This window comes from Micromonospora sp. R311 (genome assembly GCF_056780015.1).
Window position 1 is genome coordinate 71,970 of record NZ_JBSWCE010000032.1, and the last position, 22,951, is coordinate 94,920.

Annotated in this window: 21 protein-coding genes and 1 riboswitch; of the genes, 12 read left to right on the forward strand and 9 right to left on the reverse strand. The window is 75.6% G+C overall.

Annotated features, from left to right (window positions below; genetic code table 11):
• Positions 1–65 precede the first annotated feature (65 nt).
• The 3 genes from AC1WTP_RS25315 to AC1WTP_RS25325 form a co-directional block, all read right to left on the reverse strand.
• Positions 66–908 carry a C39 family peptidase gene (locus tag AC1WTP_RS25315; protein WP_481651765.1) on the reverse strand — a complete coding sequence of 281 codons (843 nt, stop codon included), beginning with the start codon at positions 906–908 and terminating at the stop codon, positions 66–68.
• A 228-nt stretch (positions 909–1,136) separates the two neighbouring features.
• Positions 1,137–1,278, reverse strand: a riboswitch (cyclic di-AMP (ydaO/yuaA leader).
• Between the two features lie 289 nt (positions 1,279–1,567).
• Positions 1,568–2,329 carry a hypothetical protein gene (locus AC1WTP_RS25320; RefSeq protein ID WP_481651766.1) on the reverse strand — a complete coding sequence of 254 codons (762 nt, stop codon included), beginning with the start codon at positions 2,327–2,329 and terminating at the stop codon, positions 1,568–1,570.
• A 111-nt stretch (positions 2,330–2,440) separates the two neighbouring features.
• On the reverse strand, positions 2,441–2,911 hold the full coding sequence (locus tag AC1WTP_RS25325) for a hypothetical protein (RefSeq protein ID WP_481651767.1): 471 nt from the start codon (positions 2,909–2,911) through the stop codon (positions 2,441–2,443).
• Between the two features lie 627 nt (positions 2,912–3,538).
• On the opposite strand from AC1WTP_RS25325, the gene AC1WTP_RS25330 reads away from it, so the two are divergent.
• The 3 genes from AC1WTP_RS25330 (at position 3,539) to pseI (ending at position 7,267) form a co-directional block, all read left to right on the forward strand.
• On the forward strand, positions 3,539–4,864 hold the full coding sequence (locus AC1WTP_RS25330) for a polysaccharide pyruvyl transferase family protein (RefSeq protein ID WP_481651768.1): 1,326 nt from the start codon (positions 3,539–3,541) through the stop codon (positions 4,862–4,864).
• A gap of 89 nt (positions 4,865–4,953) precedes the next feature.
• Positions 4,954–6,081, forward strand: coding sequence for a glycosyltransferase family 2 protein (locus tag AC1WTP_RS25335; RefSeq protein WP_481651769.1), 1,128 nt, complete (start codon positions 4,954–4,956; stop codon positions 6,079–6,081).
• Between the two features lie 133 nt (positions 6,082–6,214).
• Positions 6,215–7,267: a pseudaminic acid synthase gene (gene pseI / locus AC1WTP_RS25340; protein ID WP_481651770.1), complete on the forward strand. Its 1,053-nt coding sequence runs from the start codon at positions 6,215–6,217 to the stop codon at positions 7,265–7,267.
• 418 nt (positions 7,268–7,685) lie between these two features.
• On the opposite strand, the gene AC1WTP_RS25345 is transcribed toward pseI, so the two are convergent.
• From AC1WTP_RS25345 to AC1WTP_RS25360, 4 genes are read right to left on the reverse strand one after another with little or no spacing between them, the layout of a single operon-like run.
• Positions 7,686–8,108, reverse strand: coding sequence for a hypothetical protein (locus tag AC1WTP_RS25345; RefSeq protein WP_481651771.1), 423 nt, complete (start codon positions 8,106–8,108; stop codon positions 7,686–7,688).
• On the reverse strand, positions 8,092–8,847 hold the full coding sequence (locus tag AC1WTP_RS25350; RefSeq protein ID WP_481651772.1) for an SDR family NAD(P)-dependent oxidoreductase: 756 nt from the start codon (positions 8,845–8,847) through the stop codon (positions 8,092–8,094). The genes AC1WTP_RS25345 and AC1WTP_RS25350 overlap by 17 nt, the downstream gene beginning before the upstream one ends.
• The gene (locus AC1WTP_RS25355) at positions 8,840–10,099 is read right to left on the reverse strand and encodes an AMP-binding protein (RefSeq protein WP_481651773.1); all 1,260 of its coding nucleotides are present in this window, start codon (positions 10,097–10,099) and stop codon (positions 8,840–8,842) included. The genes AC1WTP_RS25350 and AC1WTP_RS25355 overlap by 8 nt, the downstream gene beginning before the upstream one ends.
• Entirely contained in the window at positions 10,096–10,347 is a 252-nt protein-coding gene (locus AC1WTP_RS25360) for a phosphopantetheine-binding protein (protein ID WP_481651774.1), read from the reverse strand. Before AC1WTP_RS25360 ends, AC1WTP_RS25355 begins: the two co-directional genes overlap by 4 nt.
• A gap of 101 nt (positions 10,348–10,448) precedes the next feature.
• Between AC1WTP_RS25360 and AC1WTP_RS25365 the strand changes: the two genes are divergently transcribed.
• A complete protein-coding gene (locus AC1WTP_RS25365; RefSeq protein ID WP_481651775.1) occupies positions 10,449–10,958 on the forward strand; it encodes a GNAT family N-acetyltransferase in 510 nt (169 codons plus the stop codon).
• A 152-nt stretch (positions 10,959–11,110) separates the two neighbouring features.
• Here AC1WTP_RS25365 and AC1WTP_RS25370 read toward each other — a convergent pair whose 3' ends face one another.
• Positions 11,111–12,922 (reverse strand): hypothetical protein, encoded by a 1,812-nt coding sequence (locus tag AC1WTP_RS25370; protein WP_481651776.1) that lies wholly within the window; start codon positions 12,920–12,922, stop codon positions 11,111–11,113.
• 363 nt (positions 12,923–13,285) lie between these two features.
• Between AC1WTP_RS25370 and pseB the strand changes: the two genes are divergently transcribed.
• From pseB to AC1WTP_RS25405, 7 genes are all read left to right on the forward strand, one after another.
• Entirely contained in the window at positions 13,286–14,269 is a 984-nt protein-coding gene (pseB, locus tag AC1WTP_RS25375) for a UDP-N-acetylglucosamine 4,6-dehydratase (inverting) (RefSeq protein WP_481651777.1), read from the forward strand.
• 5 nt (positions 14,270–14,274) lie between these two features.
• Positions 14,275–15,423 carry a DegT/DnrJ/EryC1/StrS family aminotransferase gene (locus tag AC1WTP_RS25380; protein WP_481651784.1) on the forward strand — a complete coding sequence of 383 codons (1,149 nt, stop codon included), beginning with the start codon at positions 14,275–14,277 and terminating at the stop codon, positions 15,421–15,423.
• A 9-nt stretch (positions 15,424–15,432) separates the two neighbouring features.
• Entirely contained in the window at positions 15,433–16,269 is an 837-nt protein-coding gene (locus AC1WTP_RS25385) for a hypothetical protein (RefSeq protein WP_481651778.1), read from the forward strand.
• Between the two features lie 41 nt (positions 16,270–16,310).
• Positions 16,311–18,080 carry a class I SAM-dependent methyltransferase gene (locus AC1WTP_RS25390; RefSeq protein WP_481651785.1) on the forward strand — a complete coding sequence of 590 codons (1,770 nt, stop codon included), beginning with the start codon at positions 16,311–16,313 and terminating at the stop codon, positions 18,078–18,080.
• A 110-nt stretch (positions 18,081–18,190) separates the two neighbouring features.
• Complete coding sequence (locus AC1WTP_RS25395) at positions 18,191–18,901, forward strand: cytidylyltransferase domain-containing protein (protein ID WP_481651786.1); 711 nt, start codon at positions 18,191–18,193, stop codon at positions 18,899–18,901.
• Positions 18,898–19,956 (forward strand): PseG/SpsG family protein, encoded by a 1,059-nt coding sequence (locus AC1WTP_RS25400; RefSeq protein ID WP_481651787.1) that lies wholly within the window; start codon positions 18,898–18,900, stop codon positions 19,954–19,956. Before AC1WTP_RS25395 ends, AC1WTP_RS25400 begins: the two co-directional genes overlap by 4 nt.
• Positions 19,957–19,997: 41 nt before the next feature.
• Positions 19,998–20,633 carry an alpha-ketoglutarate-dependent dioxygenase AlkB gene (locus tag AC1WTP_RS25405; RefSeq protein WP_481651779.1) on the forward strand — a complete coding sequence of 212 codons (636 nt, stop codon included), beginning with the start codon at positions 19,998–20,000 and terminating at the stop codon, positions 20,631–20,633.
• Between the two features lie 12 nt (positions 20,634–20,645).
• On the opposite strand, the gene AC1WTP_RS25410 is transcribed toward AC1WTP_RS25405, so the two are convergent.
• Positions 20,646–21,164 carry a TrmH family RNA methyltransferase gene (locus tag AC1WTP_RS25410; RefSeq protein WP_481651780.1) on the reverse strand — a complete coding sequence of 173 codons (519 nt, stop codon included), beginning with the start codon at positions 21,162–21,164 and terminating at the stop codon, positions 20,646–20,648.
• Positions 21,165–21,457: 293 nt separating this feature from the next.
• Here AC1WTP_RS25410 and AC1WTP_RS25415 point away from each other — a divergent pair, with 293 nt between their 5' ends.
• Positions 21,458–22,804 (forward strand): uracil-xanthine permease family protein, encoded by a 1,347-nt coding sequence (locus AC1WTP_RS25415; RefSeq protein WP_481651781.1) that lies wholly within the window; start codon positions 21,458–21,460, stop codon positions 22,802–22,804.
• Positions 22,805–22,951: the final 147 nt, after the last annotated feature.

Sequence of the window (22,951 nt, forward strand, 5' to 3'; positions counted from 1 at the left end):
CGCGCCGGGCGCCGGCTCCCCCGGTGGGGAACCGGCGCCCGGACGGTGCGACGGGACGGTGGCGGTCAGGCGGAGTAGCCGCGGGTCGCGGCCCAGTTCGCCAGGTCGATGGTGGTCATCCAGTACGACGCCGTCGCCGGGTTCGCCGAGTCGGCGATCTTCACCAGCCGGCCGTCGTCGTCGTAGCCCACCACCGCGATGTAGTGCCCGCCCGGGAAGGAGTGCCAGCCACCGGCGGTGTCGGTGGCGCTGCCGGCGATGTTCACCACGACGCCGCGCTCGGCGGTGATGGCCCGGACCACGTCGGCCTGGAGCTGGTCCATCTGGGCCGGGGTGGCGGCGCGGCCGGAGATCATCCGGGTCCGGTAGGGGTTGCCCTTCACCACCGCGTTGAGCACCCGGGTGGTGTCCTCGGCGGAGTTGGTGCCCATCTCGGTGGTGCCCAGCTGGGCACCGAGGGCGTCCTGGGTGCGCTCGATGCCGGTGGCGCTGAGCGCGTTCCGCACGGCCGCCGGGCCGCAGTTGTAGTACGTCGTCTGCGCCTGGTAGTCGTAGTCGAGGACCTTGCGCGACGGCGGCTTCGGCGTGCTCTGCTTGCGGGTCAGGTCCGGGTTCGGCGCGGCCGACGAGGCGGCGGCCGACGCGGCGGCGCTGGACGGGGCGGCGCTCGACGGGACCGCACCGATCCGGGCCTCGCCCCGCGAGGCGGCGGCGGGCGCGTTCCGCAGTTCGGCCACGGTGGCCGCGGCCGGCGCCGAGGCCGGGGCCTCGTCGGCTCCGGCGGCCAGCGCACCGGCGCCGGTGGCGAGCACGAGGGCCGCGGCCGAGGCGGCGGCGACCTGGTAGGGGCGGTCGGTGGTGATGCGGCGCAACTGGCGCTTCAGGTGGTGCTTCACGGATTCCTCCACGGGACTCGGGGGGTGAGCGGCACACCGGCGCCAGGTCCGGGGGGCAGGCCGGCGCCACCGCGCGGACGTCTCGTCCGCGGGTTGGTGACCACTCAGGGGAGCGCCCGACTGTCGGGCGGGGGCGGTTTCCGGCGGGTCAGCTCGCGATCGGGGCGAGCGGCGCGGGCACCGCGGGGCCGTGGAGGTGGGGGAACAAGCGAGGGGTGGGATCGTGCTGCACGAGGATGGAACTCCTTCCGACACCGCCGACCGGGTTAGCTGACGGATTCGGGCGGGAAGAACGCCCTACCACGGGCCGTGGCCCGCGGATTCACCCCAAAGGTGCACTGGTTCCCCGGTTCGTGTGATCACGATTGAGCGGGTCGGCGCGGCGTCGCCTCTTGCGATCGGTAACCGCACCAGACGGGCCGACATTACTGGTCAGTCCGTAGCCTGCCAACCCCAGTTCACCTGCGTAAACCTGATCCGGCACGACAATTTTGCGGGCAGTTGCGCACTGACGTGACTCAATGGGACGGACCTCTCCGACGACATCTCGGGTCGACAACCGGACAAGCCACCGCCGTCGACCCGGAATTGTCGACAGGCATCGACCGGGACGAGCCCGATGACCGATTCCGCGGCCACTGTGACCGGCGTCACCGGAATAGTTCGGCGGATCAGCCCACCCGCGCCGGCCGCCAGCGGGCCGCGGCGACGGCACGCGCCGGCACCGCCTCGGCACGCGGTGCGGGCAGCCGACCCGGCCGGAGCCGGGCCGCGGCGGCGTACGCCTCGGCGGCGAGGGCACGGGCCGCCTCGGCGGCCGACTCGGCGTCCCGCCACGCCGACCGCTCCCGCTCGGCGGCCGTCCGGTAGCCGGCCCGGCGCTGCTCGCGCACCGCCCGGGCGAGCACGATCTCCTGCTCGACCGGGTGCCGCCGGGAGTCCCAACCGGCCCGGTGGCCGAACACGTCGGACAACTGCCGGGCGGACAGCTCTCCCCGCCAGTGGGCGGCCATCGCCGCGTGGTGCAGCCAGCGCTCGCGGGCGGCGTACTCGGCCGGCGTGCGCGGGGTGCGCGGGGCGGGCAGGGCGGCGGCCCCGAGGAACCGGCGGGCGGCCGTCTCCGCCTCGTCGTACGCCTGCCAGGTGCGCTCGACCTCCGCCTGCGCGGCGAGCCAGTCGGCCCGCCGGCGGCGCGCGGTCTGCGCCGCCCGGGTCGCCGCGACAGCCACCTCCTCGGCGTAGCGGCGCAGGTCGGCGAGGTCGGGCTCGGCCGGCCCGACCGGGGCGGACTCCTCGTCGGTGGGGCGCTCGGGGCGGGCGACCAGCACGGTGAGCACGGTCAGCGCCAGCACCAGCAGGCCGGACCAGATGGCGGCGGCCCGCGGCACCCCGATCAGGAACTGGTAGTAGAGGACGGTCTCCAAGGTCGGCACCTCACGGGGGAAAGCGGATGCGGAAGCGGGAAGCCGCGTCCGGGCGCTGTGGCGGGGCCGGACGGGTGCGGGGGCAGGGATCGTGGGCGGGGCGTCGACCCCGCGGACGGATCAGGAGTGCGGCGGGGCGCGCGGGGCCCGGGCGGCCGGGAGCGACCCGGCCGGCGCCGGGGCCGGCCCGGCGACGACCGCCGGCGGGGCTGCGGCCGGCTCCGGCCCGGCGGCCGGACCGGCGAGCGCGGCAGGCTGCTCGTCGGCGGCGGCGAGCGCGGCGGAACCGACGAGCACGAGGGCCGGACCGGCGGTCGCGGTCGGGCCGGCAGGTGCGGTGCCCCGGACCGGGTGCCCGGCCGGGCCGGCGTCGGCGAACGCGCCGGCGAGGGCCGCGGCGGGCGGGGCCGGGACGCCCGGACCGGCCGCCCCCGCGGTGCACAGCGCCGGCTCCGGACCGGCCGGTGCGGCCACGGCGCCGGGGGCGCCGGCACCGAGGGCGAGCGCGACGGCGACGGCGAGGCCGGCCGTCAGCCGCGCGGCCCAGCGCGCCACCCACCACAGGGGACAGGTGAGCGCGACGGGAAGCACGGCGACCACGCTACCGTCCGGGCCGGTCCCCCGCATCGCCACCGGGCGTGTCGTCCGGACGCCGCGCCGACGGCACCGACCAGGGTGGACGCCCCAGCGGGAGTCGACGTACGCCGATCGCTGGTCCGGCGTGCCTGCGCCCGGCACGGCGCCCGCCGGGACACCAAGCCTCGCTCCGTGGCCGGCACCGCGGCGCCGCCCGGCACCGTCCGGTTCGGACGGCGCGGGGCGAACCGGCGCATCGTCGGCGTCGGCACGTGCCGGTGCGGCAGCGCGGCCAGCGCCCGGCGCGGTGGGCAGGAAGCCGAGCACCGCCGGTGCACACCAGCCCGGTGAAGCCGGTCCCCCGGTCACCGGTGCGGAGCACGGTGATCATCACGAAGACGTGCACGAGGTCGCAGGCGAACGAGACCTCGCCGAGCCGGACCGCCCCGCCCGGGCACCCTACCGGGCGGGGCGGCCGGGGCACGACGGCGACGGGCGTCTGTGCACGGGACGTCCGGTGGCCTAATATTCCCCGAACCCTCAGGTGCGAGCCGCCCGGCCCCGGTGGCCGGTCGGAGTCGAGCGGTGACGGTGTGTCCGCCCGGAACGCACACGGGGGCGGACGAGAGGCGGAGCGGCGAGATGCACCAGCGGATCCTCATGCGGGCCAAGAAGGGACCGTTCGACGTCTACTCCCCGGAGGAGGCGTTCGAGGGCAACTGGATCGGCGAGAACAACGGCAACCTCGTCTTCAGCCACGCCGCGCACAAGCTGCTCAAGACCCGGGGCACCGAGATCACCTCGAACGGGTTCAAGATCGATCTCCGCGAGGCCGACACGCTCAACGAGCGGTACGACGTGTTCGTCATTCCGCTCGCGAACGCCTTCCGGCGCAGCTACGCGCACCGGCTCGTCACCATGACCAAGTTCATCGAGCGACTCAAGATCCCGGTGGTGGTGCTCGGTGTCGGCGTGCAGACCGACGTCAAGGGTGACCGCGAGTACCTGCGCCCGATCGACGAGGTGGTGACCCGGTTCGTCCGGGCGGTGCTCGACCGATCGCACAGCATCGGCGTACGCGGGGAGATCACCGAGAGCTACCTGCGCGCCCTGGGCTTCTCCGCGGTCGACGTGATCGGCTGCCCGTCGATGTTCCTGCACGGCGACAGCCTGCGGGTGGAGAAGAAGAAGGCCGCCCTGGAGCCGACCGACCGGCTGGCGCTGACCATCTCCCCGTACGTCAAGTCGATGGCGAAGATCATCGCCGCGCACCAGGAGCGCTACCCCAACCTGCGCTACCTGCCGCAGGACCTGAAGACCCTGGGCACCCTGCTCTACGGCGACGCCCCGGAGGACCGCGGCAAGTCCAGCCCGATCCCGATCCACAGCTCGCACCCGCTCTTCGTCGAGGACAAGGTGCGGATGTTCCTCGACCCGTGGACGTGGATGGACTACCTCTCCGGCTTCGAGTTCGCGTTCGGCACCCGGATCCACGGCACCATCACGGCGCTGGTCTCCGGCACGCCCGGATACCTCTTCGCGCACGACTCGCGCACCCTGGAACTGGCCCGCTACTTCGACATCCCGCACCGGGTGATGAAGGACGTGCCGGCCGACGTCGACGCCGCGCAACTCTTCGACGAGGCCGACTACACGGCGCTCAACGAGGGGCACAAGGCGCGGTTCGAGACCATGCTGTCCTTCCTCGCCAAGCACGACCTGGGCAACTCGTTCGCCGACGGCGACAGCGCCGCCCGTTTCGACGCCGAGGTGCGCGCGACCACCTTCCCGCCCGCCGTCCGGCCGGCCGGCGCCACCGACCGGGACACCCTGCTGGCCCGGGTGCAGTGGCTGCGCGACCGTAACGCCGGACTGCAGCAGGACGTGGAGACCCTCCAGGAGCAGCGGCTGCGGGCCCGGGTGCGGCGAGCGGTCGGTGGCCCGGTGCGGCGCATGCTGAACCGTTAACCCACCGCTCGGCGGACGTTCAAGGACTCCACCTCCGCCGGCCACGTGAGGTTCCGGGACCGGCCACCCTCGGGGTCGAGGGTGGCGGCGTGGTCATTGAGCCGACGCAACCGCTGCTGAGCATCGTCGTTCCGGTGTACGGCGTCGAGGCGTACCTCTACCAGTGCCTCGAGTCGGTCCGCGCCGACGTCCCGGCCGGTGACGCGGGCGCGGTGGAGCTGATCGCCGTGGACGACGCCTCACCGGACCGCTGCGGGGAGATGCTGCGCTCGTACGCCGCCGGCCGCGCCGGCGTGCGTACCGTGCACCTGACCCGCAACGTCGGCCTGGGGCTCGCCCGCAACGCCGGGCTCGACGTCGCCACCGGCCGGTACGTCTGGTTCGTCGACAGCGACGACTGGCTGCCGCCGGGGACGATCCCGGCGGTGCTGGACCGGCTGCGCGCGCACCAGCCCGACGTGCTGATGCTGGACCACCTGCGGGTGCACGAGAACGGCCGGCGGGAGGTCGACGCGAGCAGCCACCTGCTGCGCGGCATACCGGGCGTGGTCCGGCTGGCCGACCGGCCCCAGCTGCTGCGGGTGCAGCACACCGCCTGGAACAAGGTGGTCCGCCGGGACTTCCTGACCGAGCTGGAGCTGCGCTTCCACCCCGGCTGGTACGAGGACATCCCGTTCAGCCACCCGCTGCTGATCGGCGCGGAGAAGATATCGGTGCTGGACCGGGTCTGCTACCTGTACCGGCAGGGTCGGCTCGGCGCGATCACCTCCACCCGCAGCGGCCGGCACTTCGACGCGTTCGACCAGTACGAGCGGCTGCTCGACTGGGTACGCCGGCGCCACCCGGACGAGCGGCTGCACGCGGAGCTGTTCCAGCTGATGGTCAACCACTACCTGGTGGTGGCCGGCAACGACGACCGGCTGCACCCGCACCTGCGGCGCGCCTTCTTCCGCCGGGTCGCCGAGCACTACCGCCGCTACCTGCCCGCCGACGGCTATCCCCGACCGGGCGGGGTGGCCGGGCTCAAGCACCGGCTGGTGGGCCGGAACAGCTACCTCGCGTACGCGGCGCTGCGCCGCGCGCACCGGCTGGCCGGCCGGCTGCGCCGCGCTCCCGAGCCGCCGCGGCCCGACCCGGGCACCGGGCCCGCGACGCCGGAGACGGCGCAGGCGGAGACGGCGCGGACCGAGGCGCTGATCGGGCGCGGGCAGCCGTGAGGGTGCCGCGACGGGTGGCACGTCGGGGGCGGGACAGCACCCGGCGTCCGGGTTTCCAGGTCGGCCGCCGCAGCGGCGGCCGGCGACGACAGGACCGCACCCCGGTGTGGTCGTACGGCGAGCAGAGGTCGGCATGACGGCGACAGTGAAGATCGGACCGCACGCGGTCGGGGCCGGGGAGCGGCCCTTCGTGGTCGCCGAGATGTCCGGGAACCACAACGGCGACCTGGACCGGGCGCTGGCCATCGTGGACGCGGTCGCGGCCAGCGGGGCGCACGCGCTCAAGCTCCAGACGTACCGGCCGGACACCATCACCATCGACGTCGACACGCCCGACTTCCGCATCTCCGGCGAGCACGAGCTGTGGGGCGGGGAGAACCTCTACCGGCTCTACGAGCGGGCGCACACCCCGTACGAGTGGCACGAGCCGATCTTCGCGCGGGCCCGGCGGCACCGGCTGACCGTCTTCTCCTCGCCGTTCGACGCCTCCGCCGTGCGGCTGCTGGAGGAGCTGGACGCCCCGGCGTACAAGATCGCGTCGTCGGAGCTGGTGGACCTGCCGCTGATCCGGCTGGTCGCCAGCACCGGCAAGCCCCTGGTCATCTCCACCGGGATGGCCACGGTCGCGGAGATCGACGCCGCCGTGCGCACCGCCCGGGACGGCGGCGCCGGCGGCATCGTGCTGTTGGCCTGCACCGCGTCGTACCCGGCGCCGCCCGCCGACAGCAACCTGCGCCGGCTGCCGGTGCTGGCGGGAGCGTTCGACGTGCCGGTCGGCCTCTCCGACCACACCCCGGGGATCGGCGTGGCGGTGGCCTCCGTGGCCCTCGGCGCCTGCTTCATCGAGAAGCACGTCACCCTCGACCGGGCGGACGGCGGCGTCGACGCCGACTTCTCGCTCGACCCGACCGAGCTGGCGGCCCTGGTCGCCGAGTCGGAGCGGGCGTACGCCGCCCTCGGCGGCACCGCGATCGGTCCGACCCCGGCCGAGCGGGAGGGGTTGCGCTTCCGGCGGTCGCTCTTCGTGGTCGAGGACGTCCGCGCCGGCGACCCGGTGACCGCGGCCAACGTCCGGTCCATCCGGCCCGCGGGCGGCCTGCCGCCGGTGGAGATCGACCGGGTGCTCGGCCGGACCTTCACCGTCGACGTCCCGCACGGCACTCCCCTGAGCTGGGACCTGATCTGACCTACCCGGCGACGTGGTTCGGCTGCCCCGGCAGGCGCCACCCGCGGCCGGTCGGCGGCCGGTGACGTGATCGGTGCGCGCCCTGTCGAGCTGCCCCGCCGCACGGGGCACACGCCGGCCGGCACACCGGTGCCCGCCGACAGACTCCACGCGCGCCCTGCCGAGCCGGCCCCGCCGCACGGGGCACGCGCCGGCCGCCACGCCCGGCACCCGACGACATGCTCCACGCGGCGCCCTGCCGTGGGCGACCCCCGCCGGGGCAGGGCTTCGGGTTGCGGACGAGCGCGGCCGAGCCTCCGCGCAGCATCTCCGCATGCGTCGCCGCTGGGCGGTCGCATGGACGGGGCAGCTCGACAGTCCCCGCGCCGGCACCGGCACCGGGCCCGGCCCCGGCGCAGCTCACCGAGTGAGCTCTGGTTCAGCTGGCGGGCGGCGGCGGGGCGAAGGCGACGGTGACCACCAGGTCGCCCAGGCGCAGGGTGCGCCAGAGCGCGCCGGTGCCCGGCGGGACGACCAGACCGTGCCGGCGCCACCAGGCGGCCATCGGCACGTCGGCGAGCTTGCAGAGGCACTCCGCCCGGGTCCACCGGGCCCAGAAGTCGGCCCGGCCGAAGCGCTGGGCCAGCGCCGGCGGGACCGCGGCGTCGACCCGCTCCGCGTCCACTGCCACCCGCCAGCCGGCGCTCGGGCCGTACCAGCCGACGCAGCGGCCGTCGTCGAGGTGGCTGCGGGTGACCGCCGCGGCCAGCTCGGCGGGGGTGCCGACCCGCAGGTGCCGGTCGGCGGCGCCGAGCAGCGCCGGCACCGGGCGCGGCCCGGCCGGTTCAGACGGACGCGGCACCGTCGACCACGATCACCTGGCCGTTGATGTTGGTCTGCTCGCGCAGCAGCATCCGCACCACCGGGACGACCTCGTCCGGCTCGGTCAGGTGGCCGGTCGGGGTGCGGCGCACGATCTGGTCGAGCTGGGTGCGGCCGAGCACGGCGGACATCTCGGAGGCGAAGAAGCCCGGCGCCACCGCGTTCACCAGCATCCGGCCGCCCAGCTCCCGGGCCAGCGACCGGGTGGCCGCGTCCATCCCGCCCTTGGTGGCGGAGTACGCGACCAGCCCGGGGAAGCCGCGCTGCGCGCAGATCGAGGTGACGTTGACGATCCGGCCGCGCCGCCCCTGGGCGAGCATCCGGCGGACCACCAGGCGGGTGAGCCGCAACGGTGCGGTCAGGTTGGTCTCGACGATCCGGGCGATGTCGTCGGTGGCGGTGTGCACGTGCAGCGAATCCTGCCCGACCGCCGCGTTGTTCACCAGGCCGTCGACCGGACCGAGCCGCTGCTCCGCCGCGCGGAGGAACGAGCCGGTGGCGGCGAGGTCGGTGACGTCGACGGCGTCGACGTGTATCCGGTCGGGGTGCTCGGCGGCGAGCTTGGCCAGGTCCGGGGTGACGGTGCGGGCGAACGCGGCCACCCGTACCCCCCGGTCGACCAGGTCGGTGACGATGGCCAGGCCCAGTCCGCGGGAGCCGCCGGAGACGAGCACCACCGAGGCGGGCGGGACGGGCTGGGGGTCGGGGAGCTCAGACATCGCTCTTCAGGGTCTCCTTGACGGGAATCTCGGTCAGCACGCGGATCCGGCGGGGCACCGCGTGGTCGGGCAGCCGGTCGGCGCACCAGCGGACCAGGGCCGCCTCGTCGGGCGGCTCGGCGGCGTGCGGCGCCGGGACCACCTCGGCGACGACCATCCGGCCGAGCAGCGGGGCCCGGCGGCCGGTGACCCGGGCCCACGCCAGCGCCGGATGGGCGGTGAGCACGTCGCGGACCAGACCGGCGGAGACCTTGCTGCCCCCGACGTTGATCTCGTCGGCGTCGAGCCGGCCGGTGATCAGCACCCGGCCGTCCACCACCCGCACCCGGTCGCCGGTGCGGACCGGACCGTCCAGCCCCGCACCGTGGTACGGCGAGGTGATCACCAGCTCGTCGCCCCGGACGGAGAGGGTGGGCCGGCCGGGGACTGCCCGGTCCAGCCACTCGACCGGAAAGCCGGCCCGGCCGTCGTGCACCACGATCGACGCGCCGACCTCGGACGAGGCGTAGATCCAGGAGATCCGGGCGGCCGGGAACAGCTGCCGCAGCTGGTCCAGGATCGCCTGGTCCACGGGCTCCCCACCGAGGGTGAGCTGGCGCAGCGGCACCCGGGCCAGCGCGGCGGCGTCCCGGTAGAGGGTGCGTCGCCAGAACGTCGGCGTGCCGGAGACTGCGTCCACGCCGTGCGCGGCGGCGAGCGCCGGCCAGTCGTCCAGCTCGTCCGGCTCCACCACCACCAGGTGCTGCCCGGGCTGGGTCAGGGAGAGCGTCACCACCTGCCACCAGGCGTAGCTGCCCGGCGCGTACGGGCAGAGCCAGGTGCGCTCGGGCTGGGCGCCGCGAACGGTGGTCAGCGAGCCGAGGGTGTGCCCGACCCGCTTGGGACGACCGGTGGAGCCGGAGGTGAGCAGCCACAGCCGGCCGGGCTCGGCCGGGCGCGACGGGCCGGCCGCCGGGGCGGCGTCGTCGCCGAGGGCGGTGACGGTGAACCCGGCGGCGCGCAGCTCGGCCCGCATCGCGTCGTCGACCCGCCCGGGCGTGCCGATCAGCAGCTCGGTGCCGTGCACCGCGTGGTGCCGGGCCGCGGCGAGCGCGTACCGGGCGGACTGGGCGAGCACCGCCGCCGGGGCGGGCAGGGTCAGCTCGGGCAGTTCCCGCCAGCTGACCGCGGCGCCGGCGACGACCAGCCGGTTGTCGACGCCCGTCGGCTCGGGGCGCGGGGTCGCGGGCGGGCGGGCGGCGGAGACGGTCACTGCCGCCGCAGCTCGGCGAGGAAGTCGAGCACGTCGCCGACGGTGGCGATGCGGCGCAGGCCGGGGGCGTCGAAGTTGAGCTCCTCGCCGGTCTCGTCCTCGACCCGCAGGGCCAGTTCGGAGAAGTCCAGCGACCGGAAGCCGATCTCCCGCAGCTGCGCGGCGTCGTCGTCGGGGAGCGCCTTGCCCTGGTTCCGCAGGACCTGCGCCATGAGGTCGCGAATCTGCGCGCGACTCAATTCGTTCATGCGCCGGAGTGTACCGCCCGAAGAATGGATAGCTGATTTCCCGGGGGTTGCCGGTAGGGTGCCGAACGACACCATTGAAAGGTGCGGAAAGCGAGAGGCCCGTGCTGCGCGAAGCGACCGGGGACGACGTTAACCTGATGTTGTCCTGGCGTAATCAGGAAATCAACCGGCAGGTCAGCAGGAACAGCCACGAGATCACCCCGGCCGAGCACGCCCGGTGGTGGTCGGGGGTGCGCACCGACCCGGGCAGGCGGGTGCTGATGTATCTCCACGACGGCCGGCCGTGCGGCGTGGTGACCTTCTTCGACCTGCGCCTGACCGACCTCCGGACCGCCTCCTGGGGCTTCTATCTGGACGCGGAGGGGCTGGCGGAGCGCGGCGAGACGCTGCCGGCCTGGTTGGGGATCATGCGGGAGGCGGTCGACCACGCCTTCGACGATCTCGGGCTCGACCGGCTCGACGGCGAGGTACTCGCCCACAACACGGTGGTGCGGCAGATGAACCGCCGGTTCCGGTTCGTCGAGGGCACGCCCTGGCAGGAGGTTTCCGACGGCCGGGAAATCAGCGTCATCCCGATTTCCCTGGCTCGGGTGGATCGCCGCCGCCGCTGACCTCCGGCGCACCGCACGACAATTGTGCTACGCGCATTAACCGGGCGTCGTCCGGCCCGCCATCCGCCGTTAACCCGGCACCCGGAAAACAGCGGGACCGGCCGCCGGGAATGGGGCGGAATTCGGCACCGGGAGACGGCGGCGCGGCCGGTTCAGCCGCGCCGCCAGGCGGCCCAGTGCTGCGCGGGGTTGCCGCCCAGCCGGACGAACCCGTACCGGGCGCCGTCCCAGTCGTCGGGCTCGCCCGGGGCCCAGCGGACGAGGACCACGTCCGCGGCGGCGGGCGGCTGATCGCCGAACCACCGCACATCGGTCCAGGTGACCTGGTGACTGAGGTTGAACCGCAGGATGTAGTGCACCCCGACCGAGGCGTAGACCCGCTCCCCCGGCCGGACGCCCAGGTCGGCCACCCGGGGGGTCGGTTCGGTCGCCGTCACCAGCGGCCGGACCATCCGCTGCGAGATCACCTGCATGGTGCCGAGGTTGACCACGACGAGGGCGACCAGCACCGGCACCCGCAGCCGGGGGACCCGCAGCGCCGCGACGAGCAGCAGGCAGCCGGCCACTCCCACCAGCGCCCCGGTGACCGGGCGCAGCTCCCGCCAGCCGCCGGTCAGCGCCATCAGGTCCGGCGCGCTGAAGCCGCCGTAGCGCAGTTCGTGGCCCCGGCTGCGCACGTACGCCAGCCGGGCGGCGATCAGCGCGGCGCCCACCACCAGCAGCGCCACCGCGACGGCCGCGCGGCGCAGCGCCGCCCGGCGCCCGGCGTCGAGCAGCACCCCCACCCCGACCAGCAGCCAGAACGGGGCGAGCATCTGCACGTACCGGCCGTAGATCGCGTCGAGGGGCTTGCTGGTGATGCCGGCGAGGATCACCGACGCGCCGCCGGCGACCCCGACGGTGGCGACCAGGGCGACGCCGAGGGTCCAGCGGACCGCGTCGCCGCGGTCCGGCCGGCGCAGTTCCCGTACGGTGGCGGCCCAGGCCACCCCGGCCAGCCCGAACGTGATCACCACCAGGTACCAGAGCTGGGTGCCGACCGCGGCGCCGAGCCGCAGCACCCCCTGGCCGGAGGCGATCGCCCGCAGCGTGCCGCCGCCCGGGTTGTCGCCGAGCAGGTACACCCGGTCCCCGAGCAGCCGGATGCCGGCCTCGTTGACCAGCGCCAGGGCGAGCACCGGCAGCAGCGCGGCCAGCAGCCCGCCGGGCCGGATCCGGCCGCGGGCCAGCAGCAGCAGGACCAGCCCCGCGTGCACGGCCACGATGACCAGCCCGCGCGAGTGCAGCAGGTGGAAGGCGCCGACCAGCACCCCGACGGTGGCCGCGGCGAGCGGCCCAGGCCGCCGTACCCACCGGTGCACGGCGAACAGCCAGCCGACCAGCAGCGGCGCCAGCACCGCGTCGATCATCGCCACGTTGGCGTAGAAGGCCGCCGCCGGCAGGGTGGCCGCGGCCGCGGCGGCGGCCAGGGCGGCCGACCGGCGCAGCCCGAGCAGCCGCCGGCCCAGCAGGTAGGACAGCGGAAAGAGGGTGGCGTTGACCAGCGCGTTGATCAGTTGCACCAGCCGGTAGCTGTCGGTGAAGTCCCGGTCGCCGAGGAGCGCCGGGCTGATCAGCATCGGATAGCCGACCCGGCGCAGCGGACCGTTCTCGCTGCTGAAGCCCCCGGGTCCGCCGGCCAGCGCGCGGGCGGTGTTGAGGTAGCTGTCCTCGTCGGTGTGCGCGATCGGCAGGTGGATGTGCCGGGCGAGCCACATCCGCCAGCCGACGCCGAGCAGCCACCCGACGACCAGCAGCACGGGCACCACCCAGCGCCGGCCGCCCGCGGCCGCACCGGCCGCAGCCGCGCCGCCGGGGCCCTCGTGGGCCGGGATCGGGTCCGCCGGAGCCGTACCGCCGGCGGTGGCGTCGGGCGGATCCGCCGGGGACGCCGGCCGCCGGGTCACGTCGCTGCCGGTAGCCATCACCGTCTCCTGCTCTCGTCGCCGGCGCCGGCCGCACGCGTGCTGCGGCGACCCGGCCGGACGGCGTGTGGGTGGGCCGCGAGCACCGGGCGACCGGCGCGGCGGCAGGGGGAAGCGCGGGCGACACGGCCCGGACGGTCGTCGCGTCACCTCGCGCGCCGACACTGTAACGGCCCCACCCGGCCCGGTCACCCCGCCGCTGAGCTGGGCGGAAGTGTTCGCCTGCCCGGTGCTCGGCATTAACGGCGCCAGCCCGAGCGGTTCACCCGTGGGCGTCGGCCCGTTAACCCGCCGCGTCTAGCGTTCCGATCCGGTCGGCCGGCCGAGGGCCGCCGGATCATCCACGGACACGGGAGCACCAAATTGAGTGAGTTGAATGGTTCGTCCATTCTGGTCACCGGGGGAACGGGTTCCTTCGGCAGGACCTTCCTCCGGCACGTCCTCGCCGAGGCCGACCCGGCCCGCGTGGTGGTGTTCTCCCGCGACGAGCTCAAGCAGTACGAACTGCGCCAGCAGCTCGGCGACGACCCGCGGCTGCGGTGGTTCATCGGCGACATCCGGGACCGGCACCGGCTGACCCGGGCGATGCACGGGGTGGACCACGTGGTGCACGCCGCGGCGCTCAAGCAGGTGGACACCGCCGAGTACAACCCGTCGGAGTTCATCGCCACCAACATCACCGGCTCGCAGCACGTGGTCGACGCCGCGATCGAGGCCGGCGTGCGGAAGGTAATCGCGCTCTCCACCGACAAGGCGTCCAGCCCGATCAACCTCTACGGCGCCACCAAGCTGGTCGGCGACAAGCTCTTCGTCTCCGCCAACCACTACGCCGCGCACCACCCGACCCGGTTCGCCGTGGTGCGCTACGGCAACGTGGTGGGCAGCCGCGGCTCGGTGGTGCCGCTGTTCCGCCGGCTGGCCGCCGAGGGCAGGAGCCTGCCGATCACCGACAAGCGGATGACCCGCTTCTGGATCACCCTCGACCAGGCGGTCCGGTTCGTCATGGACTCGTTCGACCAGATGCAGGGCGGCGAGCTGTTCGTGCCGCGGATCCCCAGCATGCGCATCCTCGACCTGGTCGAGGCGGTCGCGCCGGAGGCGACCACGCACGAGATCGGCATCCGGCCGGGCGAGAAGCTGCACGAGGAGATGATCGCGCCGGACGACAGCCGGCGGACGCTGCGCGCCAAGGACCGGTACATCGTGCAGCCGACCATCGCCGGCTGGGGCTACCAGCCGCCGGTCGACTGCGAGCCGGTGCCGGACGGGTTCGCGTACCAGTCGGACGGCAACGACGAGTGGCTCAGCGTGCAGCAGCTGCGCGTCATGCTCGGCAGCGCGGCGTGACGGCGATGCTCCCGTACGGCCGGCAGTCGGTCACCGACGACGACGTGGCCGCCGTGGTCGCCGCCCTGCGCAGCGACTGGCTCACCACCGGCCCGCAGGTCGACGCGTTCGAGGCCGACCTGGCGCGGTGGACCGGCGGGGCCGGCTGCGCCGCCGTCTCCAACGGCACCGCGGCGCTGCACGTGGCGTACGCCGCGGCCGGCGTCCGCCCCGGCGACGAGGTGGTCGTGCCGCCGATGACGTTCGTGGCGACCGCCAGCAGCGCGGTCGCGCTGGGCGCGCGGATCGTTTTCGCCGATGTGGAGGAGGAGACCCTCACCCTCGACCCGGCGGCGGTCGCCGCGGCGACGACCGCGCGCACCCGGGTCGTCGCCGCGGTCGACTACGCCGGCCACCCGGCCGACTACGACGCGCTGCGCGCCGCGCTGGCCGGCTCGGACGCGCTGCTGCTGGCCGACGCGGCGCACTCGATCGGGGCCCGCTACCGGGGCCGGCCGGTCGGGTCGCTGGCCGACCTGACCACCTTCTCGTTCTTCCCCACCAAGAACCTGACCACCGCCGAGGGAGGCGCGGTCGCCAGCACCGACCCCGAGCTGGTGAAGCGGGCCCGCCGGTTCCGCAACATCGGGCTGGTCCGCGAGCGCACCGAGCAGCGCTGGCCGGACGAGGGCGGCTGGCACCAGGAGGTGCACGAGTTCGGGCTGAACTACCGCCTGCCGGACGTGCTCTGCGCGCTCGGCCGCAGCCAGCTGCGCCGGCTCGACGACTTCCTCGCCCGCCGGGCCCGGCTGGTCGCCCGCTACGACGCGGCGCTGGCCGACCTGCCCGGCGTGCGGATCCCGGGCCGGCGCCCGTGGGCCGGGCCCGCCTGGCACCTCTACCCGATCCGGGTGCTCGACGGCCGCCGCCGCGAGGTGTACGAGCGGATGCGCGCCGCCGGCATCGGCGTGCAGGTGAACTACATCCCGGTGCACTGGCATCCCGCCTTCGCCGACCTCGGTTACCGGCGCGGTTCCTGCCCGGTGGCCGAGTCGTTCTACGCCGAGCAGCTGTCCCTGCCGCTCTTCCCGGACCTCAGCGACAGCGACCAGGACCGGGTCGTCGACGCGCTGGACGCGGCGCTGCGGGGCGTCCCGGCGCGGACCGCCGCCTGAGGGACGCCGATGCACCACGCCAACCACTTCTACGGCCACGCCCACGTGCTGGCCCGCTACGCCGGGCTGGGCGACGGGCACCCACCCCGGATCAACGGGTACGTCCAGCACGGCTGGAACATCGGCGACGGCCTCGCCCCCGGCCACCCGTACGCCGAGCGCACCCCCAGCCTGCTCTGGTCCGAGCAGACCCGGCGCCGGGCCTGGTCGGTGGGGCGGCGCAACGTCACCGTGATCGGGGCGCCGTTCGCGTACCTGCTGGCGCTGCGCCCCGCGGACCCGCCGGAGCGGGAGCGGGAGGGGACCATCTGGTACCCGTTCCACGGCTGGGAGGGCCAGCACGTCAAGGGCGACCACCGGAAGCTGATCGCGCTGATCCGGGCCACCGAGCCCGGGCCGGTCACCGTCTGCCTCTACTGGCACGAACACCGGATGCGCCGGGTACGCCGGCTCTACGAGAACGCCGGGTTCCGGGTCATCTGCCACGGCTACCGCGGCCACTGGTGGCGGGACACCGACCCGCTCTTCCTGGACAAGCAGCTCACCGAGCTGCGCCGGCACCGCCGGGTGGCGTCCAACCGGCTGACCAGCGCCATCTTCTACGGCATCGCCGCCGGCTGCGAACCGGCGGTCTACGGCGACCCGATGGTGCTCGCCGACGAGGACCCCACCTTCGGCGGAACCGCCCGGATCCGCCGCCAGTGGCCGCAGCTGCACGGCGAGTCGGTGCACCTGCCGACCGCCGTGGAGATCGCCCGGGCCGAACTGGGCACCGACCACCGCTTGCCGCCGGCCGCGCTGCGCGAACTGCTCGGCTGGGCGCACCCGCAGGAGGAGACGAGTTGACCATCGAGACGGCGCCCCGGATCGCGCTGCCCGGCGGGGAGATGCTGGCCTGGTCCGACCTGCCGGCGGTGCGCCTCGCCGAGGGCGGACCGCTGGCCGCGCTGCTCGCCCGGGTGGTGCCCGCCGGGGCCCGGGTGCTGCTCGCCGGCCCGCACGACCCGGCGCTGCTCGACCGGCTGGCGCACGCCGAGGTGACCTGCCTGCTGCGCAGCCATCCGGACGGGGTGGCGCTGGCCGACCGGGCGGCCCGGGTCGTGGTGGGCGGACCGGCCGGGCTGCCCGACGACGGGCCGTACGACGTGGTCGTCGCGCCGGCCGGGCTGGACGCGGTGGAGTCGGTCGAGGGGCCGCGGCTCGGCTGGGATGGCGTGCTGAACCGGCTGGTGGCGGCGCTGCGCCCCGGCGGCGACCTACTGCTGCGGCTGGACAACCCGATCGGCCTGCACCGGCTGGTCGCCCTCTCCCCCTGGTACGCCGCCCGCGAGGACGCCGCCTGGACCGTCGGCGGGGTGCTCGACGCCGCCCACCCGGCCAACCTCGACCGGCTCCGCGACCGGCTGGCCGGGGCCGGGCTGCGCACCGACGCCTGCTTCGCCGGGTACCCGCGACCGGAGGCGGCCACCGCGCTGCTGGACACCGGCGCGCTGGCCCGGCGTACCGACTCGGGCCTGTTCGACGCGGTGCTGCACGGCGCCTGCGCGGGCGGCTTCGCCGACCGCGACGTGCTGCGCGACCCGGCCCGGCTGGCGGTCGACGCGCTGTACGCCGGGCGGGCCGCCGACCTCGCTCCGGGCTGGCTGGTGCTCGCCCGCAAGACCGGCGGCGCCGACCAGCCGGCCGCCGGCGACCGCCCCGAGCTGCCCGTGGCGCTGGTGCAGACCGGCCCGCCCGGGCTCGGCGTGGTCGAGGTGGTGGACACGCCCGCGGGTTGGCGGTGGCGGGTCGACCGGCCGGCCGACCGGAGCGGGCCGGCGGCGCCGTACGCCACCCGGGAGGCCGCGTACCGGGACCCGGCGGCGCTGGCCGGGCCGGTCCCCGACGGCCGGCTGCTGCGCACCCTGCTGCTCGACGGCTGCCTGCGGCGGGACCTGGACGAGCTGCGCCGGCTGCTGCGCGGGTACGCGGCGTGGCTCGCCGGCCAGGCCGACGCCGGCGGCCGGCTCGCCGGCGCGGTGGCGCTGGCCGGAGTGGACAACGTCGTGGTCGCCGGCGACCACCACGCCGTGCTCGACCCGAGCTGGCGGGCCGCCGAGCCGTTGCCCGGCGACGTGGTGCTGGCCCGGGGGCTGTGGCGGTTCGCCGCCGACCTGCTCACCGGCGGGTACGCCCACCCGTGGACGTCCACGCTGGACGTGGCGGGCCTGACCGTCGTGCTCGGCGGCCTCGCCGGGCACGACCTGGCCCGGGTGACCGTCGACGCGGCGGTGGAGACCGAGGCGGCGATCACCGCCGCGCTGCGCGGGCTGGACGCCGACGGGCGGGTCGCCCTCGCCAGCGAGCTGCGCGCCGTCGACCCCACCGACCCGCCCCCGGGCCCGCGCAGCTACCAGCAGCTGCGCGAGGCGTGGCTGCGCCAGCGCGAGGAGCTGACCCGCCTCGGCGCGCTGCTGAAGTGGACCGAGGAGCTGCTCACCTCGCGGGAACGGGCGCTGCGCCGGGCCGACGCGACGATCAACCTGCTCAGCGGTTCGCTCAGCTACCGGGTCGGCCGGCTGGCCATCACCCCGGCCCGGCTGGCGAAGCGGGGCGCCCGGGCCGCGAAGCGCCGGGCCCGCGCGGCGCTGGGCACCCGGCAGGAGGAACAGCAGTGACCGGGCCGGAGCGAGCGACCCCGCGGGCCGGCACGGCGGCGCAGGTCGGTGCGGGGCCGGCGGCCGGTGCGGGGCCGGCGGCCGGTGCGGGGCCGCGGGTCGTCGGTGTCGTGCAGGCCCGGATGGGTTCGTCCCGGCTGCCCGGCAAGGTGCTGCGGCGGCTCGCCGGGCGCAGCGTGCTCGGCCGGGTGGTCCGGGCCGCCACGGACAGCGGCGTCCTCGCCGACCTGGTGGTGGCCACCAGCACCGACCCGGCCGACGACCCGGTGGTCGCCGAATGCGCCCGGCTCGGCGTGGCCTGCCACCGCGGGCCGGTCGACGACGTGCTGACCCGGTTCGTCGGCGCGCTCGACGCGCACCCCGGGGACGCGATCATGCGGTTCACCGCCGACTGCCCGCTGCTGGACCCGGAGATCGTCACGCTGGTGGCGTCGGTCTACCGGGCGGTGCCCGGGCTCGACTACGCCAGCACCTCGATCGCCCGTACCCTGCCCCGCGGGCTGGACGTCGAGATCATCCGGGCCGGGGCGCTGCACGCCCTGGACCGGCTCGCCACCGGCCACCACCGGGTGCACGTCACCTCGTACGCGTACACCCACCCGGAACTGTTCCGGGTGCTCGGGGTGACCCTCACCCCGGACCGCTCGGGGCTGCGGCTCACCCTCGACACCGAGCAGGACTGGCAGCTGGTGCGGGCGGTGACCGACCATTTCGGTGACGTCAGCGTGCCGCTGGCCAAGCTCGCCGACTGGCTCGACGGTCAGCCGGCGCTGCGCGCCCTCAACGCCGGGGTCCGGCAGAAGCGGCTGGAGGAGTCCTGAGCACGCTACGTGTGGGGCTGCGCTGCGACGCCGGGCCGGACCGCGGCGTCGGCCACCTGGTCCGCTGTCTCGCGCTCGGCGAGGAGTTCCTGGCCCGGGGCGTCGCGGTGGAGCTGTTCGGGTCGGTCGAGCGGCTCGGCTGGGCGGCCGCGCAGCTCGCGGCGCGGGGCATCCCGCTGCGCCCCGGCCCGGAGACGCCCGCCGAGCTGGTCGCCGCCGCGCGCCGGCACCGGCTGGACGCCATGGTGCTCGACTCCTACGAGCTGGATCCGGCCGGGGCGGGCGCGCTGCGCGCGGCGGGTGTGCTGACCGTCGCCGTCGTCGACGGCGACACCCGGGGGCAGGACGCCGATCTCTACCTGGACCAGAACTTCGGCACGCGGACCGTCGCGCCGGCCGGTCGGCTGCTCGCCGGCAGCGCGTACGCCCTGTTGCGGGACTCGGTGGTGGCCGCGCGGCCGGCGGCGCCCCGGGCCGCGACGGCGGTGGGCCGCCCCCGGGTGCTGGCCTTCTTCGGTGGCACCGACGCGGTCGGCGCCGCGCCGGTGCTGGCGAGGGTGCTCTTCGCCACCGGGCACCCGATGGACCTCACCGTCGTGGTCGGCCGCCCCGAGGTGGAGGCGGACCTGGCGGCGGTGCCGCCCGGGCGGGGGCAGGCGCTGCACCCGGTGCCCCCGACCGACCAGCTGCCCGCCCTGATCGGCGCGGCAGACCTGGTGGTCAGCGCCGCCGGCACCTCCACCTGGGAACTGTGCTGCCTCGGCGCGCCGGCCGCGCTGGTCTGCGTGGTGGACAACCAGCGCGAGTCGTACCGCCGGGTGGTGGCGCACCGGCTCGCCGCCGGCCTCGGCGAGCTGCCGGCGCTGACCGGCCCCGGGGTGGCCGGCCGGGCGGCCCGGGCCGCGGCGGCGCGGATCCTGCGCGGACTGCTCACCTCGCCGGCGCACCGCGCGGCGCTCTCCGCCCGGGCGTGGGCGGCCGTGGACGGGCGCGGCCGGGCCCGGGTCGCCGACGCGGTGCTGGCCGCGGTCCGCGCCGCCACCGTCGCACCCTGAGGGTCGTACGCCTGTACGAAGGCCCTGTTAGGGTGGGTCGCATGTCGCAGGCCGCCTACCAGCCGTCGATGCTCGACCTCACCGACGCCGGGCCGGCGCTCGGGCCGCTCGCCGGCGAGGTGCGCCGGCACCTGCTCAGCCGGGGCGCCTGGGTCGACCACCTGCCCGGCTGGGTGCGCGGCTCCGACCAGGTGCTCGACACGCTGCTGCGGGAGGTGCCCTGGCGGGCCGAGCGCCGCACCATGTACGACGCCGAGGTGGACGTGCCCCGCCTGCTCTGCTGGTACGCGGGCGGCCGGGAGCTGCCCCACCCGGTGCTGACCGGGGCGCGCGAGACGCTGACCCGGCACTACGCCGCCGAGCTGGGCGAGCCGTTCGTCACCGCCGGCATGTGCCTCTACCGCACCGGGCGCGACAGCGTGGCCTGGCACGGCGACACCCTGGGCCGGTCCGCGCACAGCGACACCATGGTCGCCATCGTCTCGTTCGGCGCGCCCCGGCCGCTGCTGCTGCGCCCGCGCGAGGGCGGGGCCAGCCTGCGCTTCCCACTCGGGCACGGCGACCTGATCGTGATGGGCGGCTCCTGCCAGCGCACCTGGGAGCACGCCGTCCCGAAGACCGCCCGGCCGGTCGGCCCCCGGGTCAGCGTCCAGTTCCGCCCCGCCGGCGTCGCCTGACCGGCCGCGCCCTCAGAGCAGGCCGGCCAGCTTGTAGAGCACGAGGGAGCCGGCGACCGCGACGTTCAGGCTGAGCCCGCCGCCGACCATCGGGATCTCCACCGCCGCGTCCAGGGCGTCCAACGCCTCCGGTGGGATGCCGGTGGCCTCGTGCCCGAGCACCACGACGGTACGGCCCCGCGCGGCGGGCAGGTCGGCGAGGCGGATCGCCTCGTCGGCCAGCTCCACCCCGAGGATCCGGCTGCCGGCGGCCCGTTCGGCGGCCAGCCAGCGCAACGGGCTGCCGACCCGGTGCACGCAGCCCGGCCGGCGCAGCGTGTTGCCCCGGGCGACCGCCTCGTCGACCCAGCGGAACGGCGGCACGGCGAGGCAGGCGCCGACGGCGTCGCAGGTGCGCAGCAGCGTGCCGAGATTGGCGCCGTGCATCGGCCAGAGCGGGGCGGCGACCAGGTGACCCCAGCACCGGTGCGGACGGGTACGGCGGGCGGCACGCAGCTCGCGACGCGGCCGGACCCGGATGGCGGCGCTCACGCCGCCGCGGCGACTCCGCCGTGGTGCAGATCGGGCATCGAGAGGCGTGCTTCGCGGCGCACACGGGCCATCGACGGTGACAGGCCGCCCGATTGTAGACGGTCCCGCCCTGCCGTGGCACCGCCGCCGGATCCGCGCCACCGCGCGGGCGGCGGTGCCGGCGGCCCGCTCGCGCCGCCGATCGCGGCCGCGGCACGTCACCCACCCTGGGTTGGCGTCATCGGCGGCCGTGCCAGAATCAACGTTCAGGGTCCCTCACGCCCCCGCCTCCACCTCGACGCGAAGGGCGCTTTATGACCCAGTCCCCCACCGAGCCGCGCTCCCGCTGGTCCCCGTGGTCCCTGCACGGCGACGGCCGGTCCATCCGTCCCGGCGACGTGGTGCACCCCGCCGAACGCCTCTCCTGGCCGCGCACCCTCGGGGTCGGCGTGCAGCACGTGGTGGCGATGTTCGGCGCCACCTTCACCGTGCCGCTGATCACCGGCTTCCCGCCGGCCACCACGCTCTTCTTCTCCGGCCTCGGCACGCTGTTGTTCCTGCTGATCACCGGCAACCGGCTGCCCTCGTACCTCGGCTCGTCGTTCGCCTTCATCGCGCCGGTGCTCGCGGCCAAGGCCGGCGGGGACATCGGGCCGGCGCTCGGCGGCATCGTGGTGGCCGGCGCCGCGCTGGCCGCGGTGGGGCTGGTCGTGCAACTGGCCGGCTCGCGCTGGATCGACGCGCTGATGCCGCCCGTGGTCACCGGCGCGATCGTCGCGCTGATCGGCCTGAACCTCGCCCCGGTGGCCTGGGACGGCGGGGGCAGCGGCACCGGGGTGAAGGCGCAGCCGCTGATCGCGGTGGTCACCCTGGCCGCGATCCTGCTCGCCACGGTGGCCTTCCGGGGCTTCCTGGCCCGACTGTCCATCCTGCTCGGTGTGGTGGTCGGCTGGCTGCTCGCGGCCGTGCTCGGTGACCTCGACCCGAAGGCGGTCGACGGGCTGCGCGAGGCCGCCTGGGTCGGCCTGCCCGAGTTCCACGCGCCGAGCTTCAGCCTGCGCGCGGTCGTGCTGGTGATCCCGGTGATCCTGGTGCTGATCGCGGAGAACGCCGGCCACGTCAAGGCGGTCGCGGCGATGACCGGCCGCAACCTGGACCGGGACATGGGCCGGGCGTTCCTGGGCGACGGGCTGGCCACCGTGCTGGCCGGCTCCGGCGGCGGCTCCGGCACCACCACGTACGCGGAGAACATCGGCGTGATGGCGGCGACCCGGGTCTACTCGACCGCCGCGTACTGGGTGGCCGGGCTGGCGGCGGTGCTGCTCGGGCTGAGCCCGAAGTTCGGCGCGCTGATCCTCACCGTGCCGGCCGGCGTGCTCGGCGGCGCCACCACCGCGCTGTACGGCCTGATCGCGATCCTCGGCGCGCGGATCTGGATCGAGAACCGGGTGGACTTCCACGACCCGGTGAACCTGCTGACCGCCGCGGTCGCGGTGATCGTCGGCGCGGCGAACTACACGCTGACCGCCGGCGACCTGTCGTTCAACGGCATCGCCCTCGGCACCGCCGCCGCCCTGGTCATCTACCACGGCATGCGCCTGGTGGCCCACCTCCGCGGCACCACCCCCGAGACCCGCCCCGCCCCCCAACCCGAACTCTGACCCACCCACCCACCCCCCCCCCCCCACCCGGCCCACCCGGCCCCCCCCGCCCCCCCGGCCCCCCCGGTGCCCGGCCGGGCACCGGCCGAGGCCCCGGCGGACGCACCCGTCGGAGCCCCGCCCGCCGTGCCGCAGCCGGCGACGGAG